Origin of the sequence: Herbidospora daliensis, from assembly GCF_001570585.1 — a bacterium.
In the GTDB taxonomy this organism is placed as follows: domain Bacteria; phylum Actinomycetota; class Actinomycetes; order Streptosporangiales; family Streptosporangiaceae; genus Herbidospora; species Herbidospora daliensis.
On sequence record NZ_BBXF01000006.1, the window covers coordinates 411,510 to 428,394 of the forward strand.

General features: G+C 70.8%; 17 protein-coding genes, 1 tRNA gene and 2 riboswitches. Of the genes, 6 read left to right on the top strand and 12 right to left on the bottom strand.

The genetic code is table 11. The annotated features are described in order from the left end of the window. A complete protein-coding gene (locus AW274_RS30145; RefSeq protein ID WP_063813735.1) occupies window positions 1-567 on the top strand; it encodes a TetR/AcrR family transcriptional regulator in 567 nt (188 codons plus the stop codon). Here the strand turns inward: AW274_RS30145 and AW274_RS30150 are convergent. Next, window positions 555-1,241, bottom strand: a complete 687-nt coding sequence (locus AW274_RS30150) for an SDR family oxidoreductase (RefSeq protein ID WP_062439112.1) — start codon at window positions 1,239-1,241, stop codon at window positions 555-557. The two genes, AW274_RS30145 and AW274_RS30150, sit on opposite strands and share 13 nt — an antisense overlap. Before the next feature lie 586 nt (window positions 1,242-1,827). Between AW274_RS30150 and AW274_RS30155 the strand changes: the two genes are divergently transcribed. Then, window positions 1,828-3,600 carry a hypothetical protein gene (locus AW274_RS30155; RefSeq protein WP_157520797.1) on the top strand — a complete coding sequence of 591 codons (1,773 nt, stop codon included), beginning with the start codon at window positions 1,828-1,830 and terminating at the stop codon, window positions 3,598-3,600. Window positions 3,601-3,853: 253 nt separating this feature from the next. Here AW274_RS30155 and AW274_RS30160 read toward each other — a convergent pair. Together AW274_RS30160 and bcp are read right to left on the bottom strand one after the other, a co-directional pair. Continuing rightward, window positions 3,854-3,927 (bottom strand) — tRNA-Leu (locus AW274_RS30160). A gap of 37 nt (window positions 3,928-3,964) precedes the next feature. Then, window positions 3,965-4,435 (bottom strand): thioredoxin-dependent thiol peroxidase, encoded by a 471-nt coding sequence (gene bcp, locus AW274_RS30165; protein ID WP_062439121.1) that lies wholly within the window; start codon window positions 4,433-4,435, stop codon window positions 3,965-3,967. Window positions 4,436-4,552: 117 nt separating this feature from the next. Between bcp and AW274_RS30170 the strand changes: the two genes are divergently transcribed. Then, complete coding sequence (locus tag AW274_RS30170) at window positions 4,553-4,900, top strand: DUF3618 domain-containing protein (RefSeq protein WP_062439123.1); 348 nt, start codon at window positions 4,553-4,555, stop codon at window positions 4,898-4,900. A gap of 168 nt (window positions 4,901-5,068) precedes the next feature. On the opposite strand, the gene AW274_RS30175 is transcribed toward AW274_RS30170, so the two are convergent. Then, complete coding sequence (locus AW274_RS30175; RefSeq protein ID WP_062439126.1) at window positions 5,069-6,226, bottom strand: amino acid deaminase/aldolase; 1,158 nt, start codon at window positions 6,224-6,226, stop codon at window positions 5,069-5,071. A gap of 123 nt (window positions 6,227-6,349) precedes the next feature. Between AW274_RS30175 and AW274_RS30180 the strand changes: the two genes are divergently transcribed. Both AW274_RS30180 and AW274_RS30185 read left to right on the top strand, forming a co-directional pair. Then, window positions 6,350-6,937, top strand: coding sequence for a DUF6286 domain-containing protein (locus AW274_RS30180; RefSeq protein WP_157520798.1), 588 nt, complete (start codon window positions 6,350-6,352; stop codon window positions 6,935-6,937). Between the two features lie 11 nt (window positions 6,938-6,948). Next, window positions 6,949-7,446 carry a hypothetical protein gene (locus AW274_RS30185; protein ID WP_062439131.1) on the top strand — a complete coding sequence of 166 codons (498 nt, stop codon included), beginning with the start codon at window positions 6,949-6,951 and terminating at the stop codon, window positions 7,444-7,446. On the opposite strand, the gene AW274_RS30190 is transcribed toward AW274_RS30185, so the two are convergent. The 8 genes from AW274_RS30190 to AW274_RS30225 all read right to left on the bottom strand — a co-directional run bounded on the left by AW274_RS30190 (window position 7,372) and on the right by AW274_RS30225 (window position 16,081). Continuing rightward, complete coding sequence (locus AW274_RS30190; RefSeq protein WP_062439134.1) at window positions 7,372-8,793, bottom strand: hypothetical protein; 1,422 nt, start codon at window positions 8,791-8,793, stop codon at window positions 7,372-7,374. The genes AW274_RS30185 and AW274_RS30190 overlap by 75 nt on opposite strands. Window positions 8,794-8,847: 54 nt before the next feature. Then, window positions 8,848-10,224: an L-serine ammonia-lyase gene (locus AW274_RS30195; protein ID WP_062439137.1), complete on the bottom strand. Its 1,377-nt coding sequence runs from the start codon at window positions 10,222-10,224 to the stop codon at window positions 8,848-8,850. A 10-nt stretch (window positions 10,225-10,234) separates the two neighbouring features. After that, a complete protein-coding gene (gene gcvH / locus AW274_RS30200) occupies window positions 10,235-10,624 on the bottom strand; it encodes a glycine cleavage system protein GcvH (RefSeq protein ID WP_062439149.1) in 390 nt (129 codons plus the stop codon). Beyond that, window positions 10,621-11,691, bottom strand: coding sequence for a glycine cleavage system aminomethyltransferase GcvT (gene gcvT, locus AW274_RS30205; protein WP_062439516.1), 1,071 nt, complete (start codon window positions 11,689-11,691; stop codon window positions 10,621-10,623). Before gcvT ends, gcvH begins: the two co-directional genes overlap by 4 nt. 33 nt (window positions 11,692-11,724) lie before the next feature. Next, window positions 11,725-11,819: riboswitch (glycine riboswitch) on the bottom strand. Next, window positions 11,820-11,917: riboswitch (glycine riboswitch) on the bottom strand. 16 nt (window positions 11,918-11,933) lie between these two features. Beyond that, window positions 11,934-12,626 (bottom strand): gamma-glutamyl-gamma-aminobutyrate hydrolase family protein, encoded by a 693-nt coding sequence (locus tag AW274_RS30210; RefSeq protein ID WP_083975070.1) that lies wholly within the window; start codon window positions 12,624-12,626, stop codon window positions 11,934-11,936. A 5-nt stretch (window positions 12,627-12,631) separates the two neighbouring features. After that, window positions 12,632-13,396 carry a 3-oxoacyl-ACP reductase gene (locus AW274_RS30215; protein ID WP_062439175.1) on the bottom strand — a complete coding sequence of 255 codons (765 nt, stop codon included), beginning with the start codon at window positions 13,394-13,396 and terminating at the stop codon, window positions 12,632-12,634. A 7-nt stretch (window positions 13,397-13,403) separates the two neighbouring features. After that, a complete protein-coding gene (locus tag AW274_RS30220) occupies window positions 13,404-14,741 on the bottom strand; it encodes an aldehyde dehydrogenase family protein (RefSeq protein ID WP_062439178.1) in 1,338 nt (445 codons plus the stop codon). Beyond that, entirely contained in the window at window positions 14,738-16,081 is a 1,344-nt protein-coding gene (locus AW274_RS30225) for a glutamine synthetase family protein (protein ID WP_083975073.1), read from the bottom strand. The genes AW274_RS30220 and AW274_RS30225 overlap by 4 nt, the downstream gene beginning before the upstream one ends. Before the next feature lie 66 nt (window positions 16,082-16,147). Here AW274_RS30225 and AW274_RS30230 point away from each other — a divergent pair, with 66 nt between their 5' ends. Then, window positions 16,148-16,870 (top strand): FadR/GntR family transcriptional regulator, encoded by a 723-nt coding sequence (locus tag AW274_RS30230; RefSeq protein WP_062439184.1) that lies wholly within the window; start codon window positions 16,148-16,150, stop codon window positions 16,868-16,870. Window positions 16,871-16,885: the final 15 nt, after the last annotated feature.

Below are 16,885 nucleotides of genomic sequence, written 5' to 3' on the forward strand. Positions count from 1 at the left end.
ATGACGATCCCCTCCGACGACGTACGCGACCGGGTGCTCACCAGCGCCCGCCGGCTGTTCAACGGCCGGGGCATCAACGTGACCGGGGTCGACCTGCTGTCGGAGACGGCCGGGGTCTCCAAGCGCAGCCTCTACCAGCGGTTCCGCACCAAGGACGACCTGATCGAGGCCTATCTGGCCGAGGAGATGAGCTGCGTCCTGGCCGAGCTGCTGCCCCCGGCCGACGCCGGCCTGTCTCCGGCCGAGCGCATCATGGCGGTGTTCGTCACCTCGCGCCGCCTGTCGGAGGTCGAGGAATACCCGGGCTGCCCGGTGCTCAACGCGGCGGCCGAGATCCGGGACCCCGCGCATCCGGTGCGGGTGGCGGCGGTGACGTACAAGAAGCGCATGCAGGCCCACTTCGAGGCCGAGGCCCGGCTGGCCGGGGCCGCCGACCCCGGCCAGCTCGGCGAGCAGCTGATGATGCTCTTCGACGGCGCGATGACCTACGCGTCGGTCCGCAAGGTGCCCATGCCCGAGAGCCTGCTGGCCGCCGTGCGGACCCTGCTCGACGCTCAGCTTCCGTAGAGCGCGCTCGGGTCGAGCGAGAGCGCGGCCTTGACCTGCCGCGACGTCCCGTCGACGAGCACCTCCATGGCGTCCTTCTCGATGCCGTCGAACGCCTCGCGGGCGACCTCGACCGGCGCGACCTTGGAGTCGGTGATGTGCGCGGCCATGTCGGTGTCGACGTAGCCGACGTGGAGGCTGGTCACGCCGACCTTGGGCAGCTCCAGGCGCAGCCCGTTGGCGAGCATCCACGAGGCGGCCTTGGTGGCGGCGTAGGGGGAGGTGCCCGGGATCACGGCCCACGACAGCGCCGAGTTGACGATCAGCAGGTGACCCTCGCGGGCGGTCAGCGTGGCCGCGAAGGCGCGGCTGACCTGGAGGGGGCCGTAGTAGTTGACCTCCATCTCCCGGCGGATCGTCTCGAGGTCGTCGTTCACGATCGAGGTGCTGAGCGCGACGCCGGCGTTGTTGACGACGATGTCGACGTCGGTGAGCAGCGCGGCGAGTTCGGCGATCTGGGCGGGGTCGGTGATGTCGAGCTTGACGGGCACGACGCCGGGCGTGGTGACGGTCTTCGGGTCGCGCGCGGCGGCGTAGACCTTGCCCGCCCCCCGCGCGAGCGCCTCTTCGGCGAGGGCCTTCCCGATGCCCCGGTTGGCACCGGTGACCAGCACGGTCGCGCCTTGGATCTTCATGGGAACCTCCGGTAAACAGGTCTGTTTCCAGCAGCGTAAACCGATCTGTTTACCGGGGGCAAATCGCCGGGCCGATCGGCCGGTCGCGGGCGCCCGGAGACGGGAGGCGCCAGCCGTGACGGCTGGGGTGTCCCGCCCTTCGTGGTGGACGCTGCTCTCGAAGGCGCCCGGGAGCTCCAGGACCGTCCGGGCGAGGTCCGGCCGCGGCGGTGACCTGGGTGAACGCGCCATTGACGTACTGGGAGATGTAGGCGGCGGCGTTCGCGCTGCCGGGCTGGGATTGTGCACCCGGCCCGGCTTGAGTGTGTGCTGGCTGACGATGCAGGTCTGGTTCTGGGCGGGCGTGGCGATGTCCGTCGGCTTGGCTTCGCGGAGGGAGCGGGTGGGCGTACAAGACCGGAGCGTCGGCCGAAGCGGGTGAGGGCGGCTTTACGGCGGCGGCCGGTCCAAGGCCGCTGCGCTCGGCTTAAGGGTTTCTTGGCATTTCTGATTTCTGCGGGAATTGCGGCTGTCGGAGATTGGCGGTTAATTCGTCCCGCTAAGATCGCTTTCTATGCTTTTATGGCGGATTTATAGAATTGTCATAGTGGGCCTGGTTCTGGTGTTGGCGGCCGCGGGGGCGGTGTCCAGTGACGCCCTGCTCTGGACGGCCGCTGAATGGGAGCCGGCGCCGCATATGGAGCTGGAGTTTCTCGCCCGGGACGGCTTGGACGCCACGGCCAAAGCGGCGCTGATCGCCGCCGCCGTGGTGAAGGCCGCGTTTCTGTGGCTGATTCTGCGACCGCTCGCGCCGGGGCCGTTGAACGGCAGGGAGAGGGCGCTGCGGTGGCTGCTGTACGTCGCGGTGGCGCACGCCCTCGTGTTGTGGTTGCCGCTGGGGTGGCTTCCCGACGAGGTCGGCCTGACGTTCAGCCTCGTGTTGTGGGGCGCGATCAACGTCCTCTTCCTGCTCGTCATCCGCTGGAGGTCGCGCCCGCTGCGGGTGGCCGCCGGGGCGATGTTCGCGATCATGACGGCCACGACCGTCAACGAACTGCTCGACGAGGTCAACCTGCTCGACCTCGAACCGGGCCTCGTCGTCGGCGTGGTCCTGGTGGTGTGCGGAGTGGCCGCGACCGTGCTGACGATCGTCGGGCAGCACCGCGACGGCCGGTGGAGCCGCGGCACCCTGATCGCCGGATGGGTGTCGCTGGGTGACTCCGTGCTGGTGTATCCGGTCGTCATCGTCTTCGAGAGCGCCGACGCCGAGATCTTCTCGGGCCCGGCCCTTCTCCCGCAGATCGTCATGGACGTGTCGGCGCTCGTCTACACCGTCTGGCTCGCGGCGACCGCCAGGCAGATGCCCGGCGGCGGCCTGCCCGCCGAGCCGCTCTCGCCCGCCGGGCGGCGGGTGGTCCGCGTCGTGGTGGCGTCCGTGACCGTGCTGCCCCTCGCCGTGCTGATCCAGCCGGAGTCCACCCCGCGCATCACCTTCAGCGCCGGGTCGATGGGCTGCGACGAGTGGGACACCAGCTTCGGCGACCTCAAACCCGAGGAACGCGACGACGTGTTCGTCTGCCTGGCCCGCGACGAGATGGGCGGCGTCCCGCCGATGTTCCCCCACACCGCCTCCGACCAGCAGATCCTCGGATACGGGCGGGCGTTGTGCCACGCGAGGTCGCGCGAGGAGCAGGAGGCCCTGCTGCGGCAGGCCGGGAGCGAACGCGCCTCGTGGGGCGTCGACTCCTCCGACCTCGTCTACGTCTGCCCCGAGATCGTCGGCGCGACCCAGCCGGAGCTGCTGCGCTCGTCCGAAGAGGAGGAGGCGGACCACAAGGCCTACATCGCCGAGCAGAACGCCAGGTGCCGCGACCCCTGGCCCCGGACGAAGGGCGTCGTCCAGGCCACGGCCAACTACTCGCTCTTCGCCGACGGCGACTACGGCTATTTCGTCCACGACCCGGAGGACAAGGCCGGCGAAACCTGGGCCGACCAGGCGGTCGAGCGGCTCTACGACGACAAGGCGCAAGTCGGAGCGGCCGGCAGCGCGGTGCTCGTCGGACACCTGGAGGACGTCAGCGACCTGTGCCTCACGGTGAAGGCGTTCCGCACCGCGCCCCCGCTGCGGCTGGCCGGCTGGGACCAGGTCACCGAGGTGCCGATCACCACCCCCAACGGCCACCTCACCGTGCCGGAGGCGACCTGGGAGGGCGTGGGCGCCAACGCCCCGATGCCGAACCTGGCGATCAAGGGGAAGGGCCGCTACCGGCTGCGTGTGTACGTGCGGATCACCGGAGACGAGGAACACCTCGTCGTGGTCTACCCGGGCACCTCGAAGAAGCGGCTCAAGCTGAAGACGTGGGAGTACGCCAGTGAATGAACCGACAAAGAAGCGAGCGAAGCGAGTGCTGTCCGAGCGAAGGGAGGCCTGTCCAGGGAGCGCGAGGGGCGGAGCCCTTCGCCCGGAGCGGGAGCGACCCGGAGCGTAGCGACGCGAGGACGCGAAGCGGCCAGGGGGAGCGCGAGGGGGCGCCAGCCCTCTCGTATCGGGGGTCCGGGGGTCGCCCCCCGGAGTGAATGAGGAACGGCTCGCGAAAGGCGCCAAAGGCGCCGCCCACGAGCCGTTCCGAGAGTGGGGTTGGCGGGACTCGAACCCGCGCTGGCATGATCCTAAGTCATGTGCCTCTGCCAATTGGGCTACAACCCCGCTGGGCGGAAGTGATCCTACCTCCCGCCGTTGGGCATCAGGAAACCCCGAGTTCCTTCAATAGCCGGGCGACGTGTCCGGTCGCGCGGACGTTGTAGAAGGTCTTCTCGATCTTCCCGTCGGGGTCGATCACGAAGGTCGACCTGATGACGCCCATGATGGTCTTGCCGTAGTTCTGCTTTTCGCCGTAGACGCCGTAGGCCTTGTGGACTTCGAGGTCTTCGTCGGAGAGCAGCGGGAAGGTGAGCGCGTCGCGGTCGGCGAACTGGCGGAGTTTGGCCGGTTTGTCCTTCGAGACGCCGAGGACGGTGATGCCCTTGTCGGTGAGGGCGCTCAGGTTGTCGCGGAAGTCGCAGGCCTGCTTGGTGCAGCCTGGAGTCATCGCCGCTGGGTAGAAGTACAGGACGACTCGCTTGCCGTGGAGCGAGTCGAGCGACACTTCGTCGCCGTCGGCGCTGGTCAGGGTGAAGCCGGGGGCGGCGTCGCCGGGTTCGAGTCGCTGGGTCATGTCGCCTCCGATGGGGTGTGTCTCGACCCGAACAAACTACCGGTTCGGCCGCTGCGGGATGCGCGGCCCGCACCTGGCAGACTTGATCGAACACACCCTGTGACAGGAGGCGACCCCATGGCCGAGCCCGATCCGGACACGCTTGAGCGGCGCATAGAGCGCACTCGCGCCGAACTGGCCAAGACGGTCGACGCGATCGCCGACCGGGTCAGCCCGAAGAAGGTCGCCGGTCGTAGCGTGGCCAAGGTGAAGTCCCAGGTCAGGGCGCAGACCGAGCAGGTCGTGTCGACCATAGGAGACATGGTGGGGCAGGCGCAGAGCCCCAACGGCCACCGTCCGGCGGCCGACGAGCCGTGGGACGACGACTATCCGGCGTCGCCGATCGCGCCGGTGCTGATCGGGATCGGCGTGGCGGTCGCCCTTGGCGCGGCCATCGTGATCATGCGGCGTCGCCGTAGGCGGTAGGTCGTTTCCGCCCGAGCTCCGCTGCCGGGTTGGTGTCCCTTCCCGGCGTCGCCGGGCGAACCGGGCGCGGCCGGTTGTGCGCCGGTCGCGGCGGGGGGCGGAGGCGGCGGGCGGGGTTGGGGGGGCGGAGCCGTAACGGAAAAAGCGCTTGTAGCAGCCGCGAGGTCGTTACAGGAAGGTTTGGCCTTCTCCCCTGTAGGTGGGGGCGGTGGCGGTGATTTTTTCTCCCTCGATCAGGTGCAGGGTGTCGAAGCGTTCGCAGAGTTCGCCTGCTTTCGCGTGGCGGAACCACACGCGGTCGCCGATTTCGAGGGTGTCGGCGGCTCGGCCGTGGAGTGGGGTCTGCACTTCGCCGCCTCCCTCGTCGCCGTTGTGGCGCAGGCCCTCCGGCAGATAGGGGAGGGCGGCGCGGCCGGGGCCCGCGCCTGAGGCGGGGTAGCCGCCGCCGAGGACGGTCACGACGCCGGGGGCGGGGCGGCGGACGACCGGGAGGGCGAAGAGGGCCGCGGGGCGGCCGGTGAAGTTGCTGTACGTGTCGAAGAGGGTCGGGTGGTAGAAGCCCGAGCCGGCGGCGACCTCCGTGATCGCGGCCTCGCGGGCCGTGGTCTCCAGGCTGCCGGTGCCGCCGCCGTTGACGAACTCCAGGTCGGTCACCTCGCGGACCGCTGCCACGATCTCTGCTCGCCGGACGGCCAGCTCCCGGCGGGAGCGGCGCTGCACGAAGCGGACGGCCATGCCATAGGGGCCGGGGATGCGGTCGCCCAGGCCGGCGATCTGCGCCTCGTAGGCCATCAGGCCCACCAGATGCAGGGACGGGGTTCTGGTGATCAGGCGGGCCAGGTCTGCGGCTTGTTCCGGGGTGCGCACGGGTGAGCGCAGGACGCCGGCGCGGAGCGGGCCGGCGACGTAGGCGGCGTCGAGGTCGAGGCAGACCCTGATCGGATGGCGGCCGGTGAGCAGGGGGAACTGCTCGGGGGAGTCGACCATGAGGGTGATCTCGCGGCTCAGGTGCTCGTCGGCGGCCAGGGTCGCGATGGCGGCGCGGTCGGTGGTCGGGTAGGCGACCAGGATGTCGCGGAATCCGCCGGCGGCCAGCCACAACGCCTCGGGCAGGGTGAAGGCCATGACGCCCCGGTAGCCGGGCAGGTCGAGGACGCGGTGGAGCACCTCGCGGGAGCGGATCGACTTCGAGGCGACCCTGATCGGGGTGCCGGCGGCGCGGGCGGTCATCGAGCGGGCGTTGGCGGCCAGCGCGTCGAGGTCGACGACGGCGAGCGGGGGGTCGAGATGGGCCGTGGCCCGGTCGTATCGCTGCCGGTCGCTCATGGGCAGCACTCTAGCCTTTTGTGAGCATGTTTCATATTTGCCCGGCAAAACCTGTCACAAGATCGAGTCATCCGGGCCCGGCGGGCTGATCGCGGCCGTCCGGGCGTGTATCCCTGGGTGACCATGAGCGCGGTAGACGAGATCCGGACGACCAAGGACCGCCGCCGGGCCCGCCGCCGCACGGCCATGCGCGCCCTGCGGCCGGGGCGGACCCCGGCGGGCGCGGGCGTGGCGGGGGCCCTGGTGGTGCTGGGCACGGCGCTGGTGGGCGAGATGGTGTGCGCGTTCGCGGGGTGGCCGACGGGCTGGTCGGGGCTGCCCGGCGTGCTCGGGCTGGCCTGGGGCGAGCCGCTGGTCGCGCTGACGGGGTCGCTGATGGTGGTGACCGGGACCGTGCTGGTGCTGCTGGCGATGATCCCGGGACGGCCCCGGCTGGTGCCGCTGGAGGTGTCCGACGACGGGCTCGTCATGGGGCTGACCCGGGCGGGGCTGAAGCGCACGCTGGTCGCCGTGGCGATGACCGTCTCGGGGGTCGACCTGGCCTTCGTGCGGCTGCGCCGGGGGCAGATCGAGGTGACCGTGCTGACCAGTGGGAACCGGACCGGCGGGCTGCTCAAGGAGGTCGGGGCCGCCGTCGGCGACCGGCTGGAGGGCCTGGGCGTGCACGGCCGCCACGAGGTGGTCGTCCGGCTGCGCCGGAAGAGCTCATGAGGAGTGGCGGAATGCAGGTTGCGGAGAAGATGCGCACCCCCTACGGCGACCGTCTCGGGCTGGCGGTGGTGGGCGTCGTGCTGGTGACCGGCGGGAACTACGTCCTGTTCGCCTCCGACGCGCGGGCCGAGTACAAGATCGGGGAGCTGGCGGCGTTCACCGCGCACCCGTGGGCCCGGTCGATCGCCGCCGCGCTGGTCGTGCTGCTGCTGTCGGTCGCCGCCCGCTGGCTGGTGTGCTCGCTCGGGCTGGGCAAGGACGGGGTGCGGCACGGCTACGGCACCGCCACGCTGGCCATCGCGCTGCGGGACCTGCCCGGGGTCGACAAGATCAGCGTCCGGGCCGTGGGGGAGGAGCGGCTCCGCGTCTCGGTACGCTGCCTCCCCGGCGCCCCCCTCGACGAGGTCGTCACCCGGGTCGACACCGAGGCGGTGTCACGCGTGCGCGGCGCGGCCGGCCGGGACCCGCTCTTTCCTGTCCTGGTCACGCTGCACGTTCGCCGAGGGTGAGCGCCACCCCACCGCGCAGGCCGCCGCCAGGCAGGCCAGCGGGACGACCGGGACGACGTACCGGTGGTCGAACGCGGCGACCAGCGGGGGCAGCAGCAGCAGGGTGAGCGCGAACCCGAGCGGGAGCAGGGTCGCCACCCGGAACCTGATGATCATCACCAGGAACGTGAACACGAAGACCGCCCCCAGCAGGGGGCCGCGCAGGTAGACGAACCGCTGGTAGGCGCGCGTCCACGACGCGAACGGCTCGACCACCTGGGTGTCGGCGCGGCTGCCCTGGTACTGCTGCATCAGTTCCGGGGCCGACCGTCCGGCCGAGGCGAGCTTGTCGGTGAGCGGTTTGACGTACTCGGGGAACAGGTAGGCGCTCTGGGTGCCCGGCGACGGGTAGACCACCCGCTCCCAGCGGAACGCCCACATCGCGTCGCCGAGGCCCGTCATCAGGAAGTCGAGCGGCTGGCTGCGCAGGGCCAGCATCGAGAACTCCGAGGCCATCTCGTCGCGCTGCTTGCCGGTCTTCATGATCGGCGAGTGCGGATCCCAGATGTACGCCGGGGCGGCCAGCCGGGGGCCGATGTCGGGGCACAGGACCTTCAGGTCCTCCGGCGGGTTCATCCGGCCGCAGTCGGCGAAGGTCATCGTCCGCGACCACAACCACACGCTGCTGCTGCCCAGGCCGTAGCTGCCGTAGGCGGCGTTGTACCAGAACGCGTATCCGGCCACCGCGACCCCGGCCGCGCCGGCCCCGGCCAGCACCTTGCGCCAGCCCGCCCGCGCGATCAGCAACCACACCGCCGCCACCCCGATCAGCGGCAGGCCGAGCGTGCGGGTCATCGCCGAGAACGCCAGCAGCAGGAACGCGGCGATCACCATGACCCAGCTGCGCGGGTTCAGCAGCAGCAGCGTCACGCCCGCCACCACGAGGAACGTGAACAGCAGGTCGGCCATCACGAGGTGTTCGAGCTGGATCTGGTACGCGTCCAGCAGCACCGGCGCCGTCGCCAGGGCGGCGGCCCAGGCCGGCAGGAAGGTGCGCCGCCGCAGGACGGCGTACAGGCAGACGGCGATGCCCAGCCCGAGCAGGTGCTGCACGGTGATGAGGGCGACGACCGAGTGGAACGGCGCGAGGAACACCGAGTAGCCCGACGGCCGCGACTCCAGCGGCCGCAGGTCCAGGGCCGAGCTCAGATAGGAGAACGAGTCGGCCCAGAACCAGAGCGCGGGACGGTAACCGAGGCTCGTGATGACCCGGATCACAATCCCCGACACCATGAGGGCGACGAAGAGCCAGTGGGTCCGGATGAACTTGCCTGCGGAAATGATGTCCACCGCCTTTCCGGTGGACATTTCAGCACTGTCGGGGTTTCACCGCCAGTCCCAATGGGAACACCCAGAACTTTCTCAGCACTCGATGACGTTCACCGCGAGCCCGCCACGGCTGGTCTCCTTGTACTTGGCGTGCATGTCCCGCCCGGTGTCGCGCATCGTCTTGATCGCCTTGTCGAGCGACACGAAGTGCTTCCCGTCGCCGCGCAGCGCGATCCGGGCCGCCGCGATGGCCTTCACCGACGCGACCGCGTTGCGCTCGATGCACGGGATCTGCACCAGCCCGCCGATCGGGTCGCAGGTGAGCCCCAGGTTGTGCTCGATGCCGATCTCGGCCGCGTTCTCCACCTGTTCGGGCGTGCCGCCCAGCACCTCGGTCAGCCCGGCCGCCGCCATCGAGCAGGCCGAACCGACCTCGCCCTGGCAGCCGACCTCCGCGCCCGAGATGGAGGCGTTCTCCTTGAACAGCACCCCGACCGCGCCCGCGGTGAGCAGGAACCGCACCACCGCGTCGTCGTCGGCCCCCGGGATGAACCGGGTGTAGTAGGACAACACCGCCGGGACGATGCCCGCCGCGCCGTTCGTCGGCGCGGTCACGATGCGCCCGCCCGCCGCGTTCTCCTCGTTCACGGCCAGCGCGAACAGCGTCACCCAGTCCATCGCCTGGAGCGGGTCGCCGTCGGCCGGTTCGCTCTGGAGGCGGCGCTGCAGCTGGTGGGCCCGGCGCTTCACCTTCAGCCCGCCCGGCAGCACGCCCTCGCGGGACGACCCGCGCCGCACGCACTCGTCCATCACGTGCCACAGGTGCAGCAGCTGCGCCTTGATCTCGTCGTCGGTACGGCCGAAGGCCCGCTCGTTGGCCATCATCAGCCCCGAGATCGACAACCCCGTCTCGGCGCACTGCGCCAGCAGCTCACCGGCCGTCGTGAACGGATGGGGGAGCGGGGTGTCGTCGGGCTTGATGCGGTCGGCCCCGGTGGCGTTCTCGTCGACGACGAACCCGCCGCCGACCGAGTAGTAGACCTTCTCCCGCAGCACGTCGCCGCTGTCGCCCCAGGCGGTGAACCGCATGCCGTTGGGGTGGTGCGGCAACGAGATCTTGCGCTCGAACACCAGGTCGTCGCCGATCACGAACGGGACCTCACGCTGCCCCATCAGCGAGACCGTGCCCGCCGCCCGCATCGCGGCCAGCTTGCCGTCGACCGCGTCGACGTCGACGAGCTCGGGCTTCTCCCCCGACAGGCCCAGCAGCACGGCCTTGTCGCTGCCGTGGCCCTTGCCGGTCAGGCCGAGCGAGCCGTAGAGGATGACCTGGACCCTGACGGTCTTCTCCAGCAGGCCGTCGTGGAGCAGGCCGCGCGCGAACTTGTGCGCGGCCGCCATCGGACCGCCCGTGTGGGAACTGGACGGCCCGATGCCCACCTTGAACAGGTCGAAGACGCTGATCGCCATGGGCGGACGATCAGCTGTCGCCGGAGATCAGGGCGGTGTACTCCTCGGCGGTGAGCAGGTCTTCGGGGGCGCCGGCCACGCGCACCTGGAACAACCATCCCTCGCCGTAGGGGTCGGAGTTCACCAGCGACGGGTCGTCGACGACGGCCGAGTTGACCGCCGTGACCTCGCCGCCCACCGGGGCGTAGATGTCGCTGACCGACTTGGTCGACTCGACCTCGCCCACCGCGTCGCCCACCTCGATGCTCGACCCGACCTCCGGCGGCTGGACGTACACCACGTCGCCGAGCTGCTCGGACGCGTAGGCGGTGATTCCCACCGTGACGGTCAGCCCGTCATCGATCCCGGCCACCCACTCGTGCTCCTTGGTGTAGCTGAGCTCGTCGGGAATGCTGCTCACTTCTTCCTCCTGTAGAAAGGCAGGTCAACGACGTCGACCGGTTCGTGGGAGCCGCGGATGTCCACGGCGGCGGGGGTTGCGGTCACGTAGGCCATGGCGATCGGGCGGCCGATCGACGGCGACGGGGCGCCGCTGGTGACCTCGCCGACCACGGCGCCGTCGGCGTCGACGACGGCGAAGCCGTGGCGGGGCACCCGGCGGCCCTTCATCACCAGGCCGACCAGGCGCTTGCCGGGCTCCGCCCCGTCGAGCGCGGCGCGGCCGACGAAGTCGCCCGGCTTGTCGAACCGCACCACCCTGCCGAGACCGGCGTCCATGGGGGTGGTGGCGGAGGTGAGCTCGTTGCCGTACAGCGGCATGCCCGCTTCGAGCCGCAGGGTGTCGCGGGCGCTCAGCCCGGCGGGCACCAGGCCCTCGGCGGCGCCGGCCTCCATCAGCGCGTCCCACAACGTCACGGCGTCGCCGGCGGAGACGAACAGCTCGAAGCCGTCTTCGCCGGTGTAGCCGGTGCGGGCGATCAGCGCGCCGACGCCCGCGACCGTGCCCGGCAGGCCGGTGTAGTACTTGAGGTTCGCCAGGTCGGCGTCGGTGAGCTTGGCCACGATCTCCTGGGAGCGCGGGCCCTGGACGGCCAGCAGCGCGTAGGAGTCGGAGCGGTCGTCGACCACGGCGTCGAGGTCCTTGGCGCGGTCGGTCAGCTCCCGGGCCACGCGCGGGTAGTTGGAGGCGTTGGCGCAGACCATGAACTCGTCGGCGGCCAGCCGGTAGACGATCAGGTCGTCGACGATGCCGCCGTCGGCGTCGCACATCATCGTGTAGCGGGCCCGGCCCGGCTCCAGCGCGCCGAGGTTGCCGACCAGCGCGTAGTCGAGCGCGGCGGCGGCCCCCGGGCCGGTCACGTGGATCTCGCCCATGTGGGACAGGTCGAACAGCCCCGCGGCGGTGCGGACGGCGGTGTGCTCGGCCGACTCGCTGCCGTAGCGCAGCGGCATCAGCCAGCCGGCGAAGTCGGTCAGGGTCGCGCCGAGGCTCTTGTGCACCTCGTGCAGCGGGGTCGGTCGGGACATGAAGCGCACCTCGAATAAGGTCGGATGTCAGCATCCTCCCCCTCTGTCATGGGTGCCTGAGAGCTTCGCCCGAGTTTTGCCGGACTTTCACCTTCGGCGAGGCCATCGGCCTGCTTTCCAGAGGACACCTCGCCCGCACGGTCCTTTGCCTTGAGAGGTTCGCGGGGAGGGCTTGCTCCTTCAGGGGCCCTGGCCGGCTGCCAGGGCGCTCTCCCGCGCGGGATCAATGGTGTGCGGTCAGCCTATCTGCCCCGTATGGCCGGGCGAAACCCGGCGCGGGTGACGAACGACCCGAACACCGGCGCCTCCTCGTCGGCCTCCGGATGCCACTGGACCGCCCAGACCGTGTCGTCGAGCATGACCGCCTCGACCGTGCCGTCGTCGGCCCGCGCGATCGTCTTCAGGCCGGGCGCCAGCCGGTCGACGGCCTGGTGGTGGTAGTGGGCCGGGATGATCAGGTCGGTGCCGTAGAGGCGGCGCAGCGGGTCGTCGAGACGTACCGGGACCCGGCCGTAGACCCCCGGCGCGGGGGAGTGGCGGTCGGTGCCGCAGACGTCGGGCAGGTGCTGGACCAGCGTGCCGCCGAGCGCGACGTTGAGCACCTGGAGGCCCCGGCAGATGCCGAGGATCGGGAGCTTCTCGGCCAGGGCCGCCTTGACCAGCGAGAACTCCGCGTCGTCGCGGAAGTCGCGGACGTAGGACACCCGGTCATGCGGTTCGGCGCCGTAACGGCCGGGGTCGACGTCGCCGCCCCCGGCCACGATCAGGCCGTCGAGACGGCCGACGAGCTCGCCCGGGTCGCCGGCGGGCGGCAGGATCACCGGCTGCCCCCCGGCCCGTTCGACGTGCCGAACGTAGTCCCACGGCAGCAGGGCCGCGGGGGTGTCCCAGACCGTGAAACGCGCGGGCTCGGCGTAACACGTGATGCCGATCACGGGCCTCACAGGGGCGTCACGTACGCCCCGGAGATGCCGCCGTCGACGAGGAACTCGGCGGCGGTGACGAACGACGCGTCGTCGGAGGCCAGGAACGCCACGGCGGCGGCGATCTCCTCGGCCCGCGCGAACCGGCCGAGCGGCACGTGCACCAGGCGGCGCTGGGCCCGCTCGGGGTCCTTGGCGAACAGCTCCCGCAGCAGCGGGGTGTCGACCGGGCCGGGGCACAGCGCGTTGACCCGGATGCCCTCGCGGGCGAACTGCACGCCCAGCTCGCGGGTCATCGCCAGCACGCCGCCCTTGGACGCGGTGTAGGAGATCTGCGAGGTCGCCGAGCCCATGACCGCCACGAACGAGGCGGTGTTGATGATCGACCCCTTGCCCTGCCGCCGCATGTAGGGGATCACGTGCTTGCAGCACAGGTAGACGCTGGTGAGGTTGACCTCCTGCACCCGCCGCCAGGCGTCCATGCCGGTGGTCAGGATCGAGTCGTCGTCGGCGGGGGAGATGCCGGCGTTGTTGAACGCGATGTCCACGCTGCCGAACTCGTCGTGGGCGGTGGCGAACATCCGGACGACGTCGTCCTCCTGGGCCACGTCGGCCCGGACGAACAGGCCGCCGACCTCCTCGGCCGCGCGCCGCCCGGCGTCTTCGTCGAGGTCGGCCAGGACGAGCTTGGCGCCCTCCTGGGCGAACCTGCGCGCGGTCGCCAGCCCGATTCCCCCGGCGGCGCCGGTGATGACGGCGACCCGGTCCTGCAAGCGTTGCATGTGCTTCCTACTCCGTTGCGATGAAGACGTTCTTGGTCTCGGTGAAGGCGGCCAGCGCGTCGGGGCCCAGTTCACGGCCCAGGCCCGACTGCTTGAAGCCGCCGAAGGGCGTCCAGTAGCGAACCGACGAGTGGGAGTTGACGCTGAGGTTCCCGGCCTCGACCCCGCGCGCCACCCGGAACGCCCGGCCGACGTCGCGGGTCCAGATCGAGCCCGACAGGCCGTAGGGGGTGTCGTTGGCCATCCGGACCGCGTCGGCCTCGTCGTCGAACGGCACCACCGACACCACCGGGCCGAAGACCTCTTCCCGGTACGCCGGGTCGTCGCCGCCGGTGAGGATCGTCGGCGGGAACCAGTAGCCGGGGCCTTCCGGGCAACTGCCCTGGAAATAGGGCTCACTCACATAGGAGGCGACCCGGGCCAGGTGCTCGGCGCTGATCAGCGGGCCCATCTGGGTGTCTTCGGCGGTGGGGTCGCCGGTCTTCACGGCTTTCACCGCCTCGGTGAGCTTGGCGAGGAACTCGTCGTGGACGGACCGCTCCACCAGGATCCGCGAGCGCGCGCAGCAGTCCTGGCCGCTGTTGTCGAAGACCGCCATGGGCGCGCTGGCGGCGGCCCGGCCGAGGTCGGAGTCGGCGAACACGATGTTCGCGGACTTGCCGCCCAGCTCCAGCGTCAGCCGTTTGACCTGGGCACCGGCCTTGGCCGCGATCAGCCTGCCGACCTCGGTCGACCCGGTGAAGACGATCTTGGCGACGCCGGGGTGGTCGACCAGGCGGGCGCCCGCGACCTCCCCCTCGCCGGGCACGACCTGGAGCACGCCCTCGGGGAGACCGGCCGCCAGCGCCAGCTCGGCCAGCCGCAGCGCCGACAGCGGGGTCCATTCGGCCGGCTTCACGATGACGGCGTTGCCCGCCGCGAGCGCCGGGGCGGCCCCCCACATCATGATCACCATGGGGAAGTTCCACGGCACGATGATGCCGACCACGCCCAGCGGTTCCTGGAAGGTGAGGTCGACGCCGCCGGGCACCGGGATCTGCTTGCCGTGGTTGCGCTCGGGCGCCCCCGCGTAGAAGTTCAGCACGTCGCGGACGTTGCCGGCCTCCCAGCGGGCGTTGCCCGCGGTGTGCCCGGCGTTCGCGATCTCCAGCCCGGCGAGCTCCTCGGCGTGCTCCTCGACCAGCGCGGCGAAGCGCCGCAGCAACCGCGCGCGTTCGCCGGGGGCGACGTCCTTCCAGCTCCGGTACGCCGTGCGCGCCGTCGCGACCGCCCGGTCGACCTCGGCGGGGTCGGCCAGTTCGACGTCGGCCAGGACCTGCTCCGTCGCCGGGTTGATGATCTTCACAGCCGTTCGAACCCCCGATAGAGCTCCCAGTCGGTGACCGCCGCGTCGAAGGCGGCCAGTTCGACCCGGGCGTTGTTCGCGTAGTGGTCGACGACCTCGTCGCCGAAGGCATCCCTGGCGAGCGTAGAGCCCTCGAAGACCGCCAGCGCGTCACGCAGCGTCGAGGGGACCGTGTCGGCGCCGGAAACGTAGGCGTTGCCGGTGAAGGCGTCCTCCAGCGGGAGTTCGTCGTCGATGCCCTTCAGGCCCGCCGCGATGAGGGCCGAGACGGCCAGGTAGGGGTTGACGTCGCCGCCGGGCACCCGGTTCTCGATGCGCAGCGAGCCGCCGTGGCCGACCAGGCGGAGCGAGCAGGTGCGGTTGTCGACGCCCCACTTGACGGCCGTGGGGGCGAAGGAGCCCTCGACGAACCGCTTGTAGGAGTTGATGTTGGGGGCGTACAGGAGCGTGAACTCGCGCATCGCGCGCAGCTGGCCGGCGATGAAGTGCTCGCCGACCTTCGACAGGCCGTGGGGGCCGTCGCCGGCCATCACCGGCGTGCCGTCGGCGTCGCGCAGCGAGATGTGGACGTGGCAGGAGTTGCCCTCGCGCTGGTTCGGCTTGGCCATGAACGTGAGGGACATGCCCTCCTCGGCCGCGATCTCCTTGGCCCCGTTCTTGTAGACGGAGTGGTTGTCGCAGGTGGTGAGGGCGTCGGCGTACTTGAAAGCGATCTCGTGTTGACCAAGGTTGCATTCGCCCTTGGCCGACTCCACGTACAGGCCGGCGCCCTCCATGCTGAGACGGATGCGGCGCAGCAGCGGTTCCACCCGGGCGGTGCCGAGCAGGGAGTAGTCGACGTTGTAGAGGTTCCCCGGGACCAGGTCGCGGTAGCCCGACCGCCACGCGTCCTCGTAGCTGGTGCGGTAGACGCAGAACTCCAGCTCGGTGCCGACGAAGGCGGTCCAGCCCCGCTCGGCGAGCTTGGCGGTCTGGCGCCTGAGGATCTGGCGCGGCGACGGGACGACGTCGGAGCCGTCCTCCCAGACCAGGTCGGCCAGCAGCAGGGCGGTGCCCTCCTGCCACGGGACCCGCCTCAGCGTCGCGAGGTCGGGCTTCATGACGAAGTCGCCGTAGCCGTGCTCCCACGACGACATCGCGTACCCGCCGACCGTGTTCATCTCGACGTCGACGGCCAGCAGGTAGTTGCAGCCCTCGGCCGCGTGGTCGAGCACCTCGTCGAGGAAGTGCCGCGCCGACAGGCGTTTGCCCTGCAGCCGGCCTTGCATGTCCGTCACGGCGAGCAGGACGGTGTCGATCCGGCCCGCTTGCACATCTGCCCGTAGTTCGTCGACCGTCAGCACACGCGCCTCACCTTCTACGGTATGAAAAAATACCAATGAAGGTGCCCAACTGGGGAGGGTGGGGTGAAAGAAACACAACTCGGATCTTTGTTGCGTCCGGTCCGGGCCGGGAACGCGTTCGAGGAGACCGTCGAACGGCTGCTCCAGGCCATCAAACTCGGGGTCGTCCCGCACGGGGAGCGGCTGCCGTCGGAGCGGGACCTGGCCGTCCACCTCGGCATCAGCCGGGTCACCCTGCGCGAGGCGATCCGCTCCCTGCAGGAGGCCGGCTACCTCGACGTGCGGCGCGGACGCTACGGCGGCGCGTTCGTCGTCTACCTGCCGCCCGAGCCGGGGCACGGCGACCTCGCCGAGGCGGTCAACCAGATGGGCGCGGGCGACCTGGCCGACGCGCTGACGTTCCGGATGGCCGTCGAGTGCGGCGCGGCGCAGATCCTGGCGACCGTGACGCTCGACTCGGCGCAGCGCGCGATGCTGCTGCGGCGGCTGGCCGAGGTGAACGCGGCCGCGCCCGCCGACTACCGGCGTCTCGACACCGCCTTCCACCTGTCGATCGCCGAGCTGACCGGCTCGCCGCTGCTCGCCGCGGCCTGCGCCGACGCGCGGCTGCGCGTCACCGACCTGCTCAACGCCATTCCGGTGCTCGGCCCGAACATCGCCCACGCGGCCACGCAGCACCAGGCCATCGTGTCGGCGATCCTGGCGGGCGACCCCGACGGCGCCGCGCGGGCGGTGGCCGAGCACCTCGAGGGCACCGCCGCGCTGCTGCGCGGGTTCCTGGCCTGAGGAGATCACCTGGGT

Bases quoted from the DNA above. Each gene is read 5' to 3' on its own strand.
- AW274_RS30145 (WP_063813735.1), top strand. From the start codon at position 1: ATGACGATCCCCTCCGACGACGTACGCGACCGGGTGCTCACCAGCGCC.
- AW274_RS30150 (WP_062439112.1), bottom strand. From the start codon at position 1,241: ATGAAGATCCAAGGCGCGACCGTGCTGGTCACCGGTGCCAACCGGGGC.
- bcp (WP_062439121.1), bottom strand. From the start codon at position 4,435: ATGACCCAGCGACTCGAACCCGGCGACGCCGCCCCCGGCTTCACCCTG.
- AW274_RS30170 (WP_062439123.1), top strand. From the start codon at position 4,553: ATGGCCGAGCCCGATCCGGACACGCTTGAGCGGCGCATAGAGCGCACT.
- AW274_RS30175 (WP_062439126.1), bottom strand. From the start codon at position 6,226: ATGAGCGACCGGCAGCGATACGACCGGGCCACGGCCCATCTCGACCCC.
- AW274_RS30180 (WP_157520798.1), top strand. From the start codon at position 6,350: ATGAGCGCGGTAGACGAGATCCGGACGACCAAGGACCGCCGCCGGGCC.
- AW274_RS30185 (WP_062439131.1), top strand. From the start codon at position 6,949: ATGCAGGTTGCGGAGAAGATGCGCACCCCCTACGGCGACCGTCTCGGG.
- AW274_RS30190 (WP_062439134.1), bottom strand. From the start codon at position 8,793: ATGTCCACCGGAAAGGCGGTGGACATCATTTCCGCAGGCAAGTTCATC.
- AW274_RS30195 (WP_062439137.1), bottom strand. From the start codon at position 10,224: ATGGCGATCAGCGTCTTCGACCTGTTCAAGGTGGGCATCGGGCCGTCC.
- gcvT (WP_062439516.1), bottom strand. From the start codon at position 11,691: ATGTCCCGACCGACCCCGCTGCACGAGGTGCACAAGAGCCTCGGCGCG.
- AW274_RS30215 (WP_062439175.1), bottom strand. From the start codon at position 13,396: ATGCAACGCTTGCAGGACCGGGTCGCCGTCATCACCGGCGCCGCCGGG.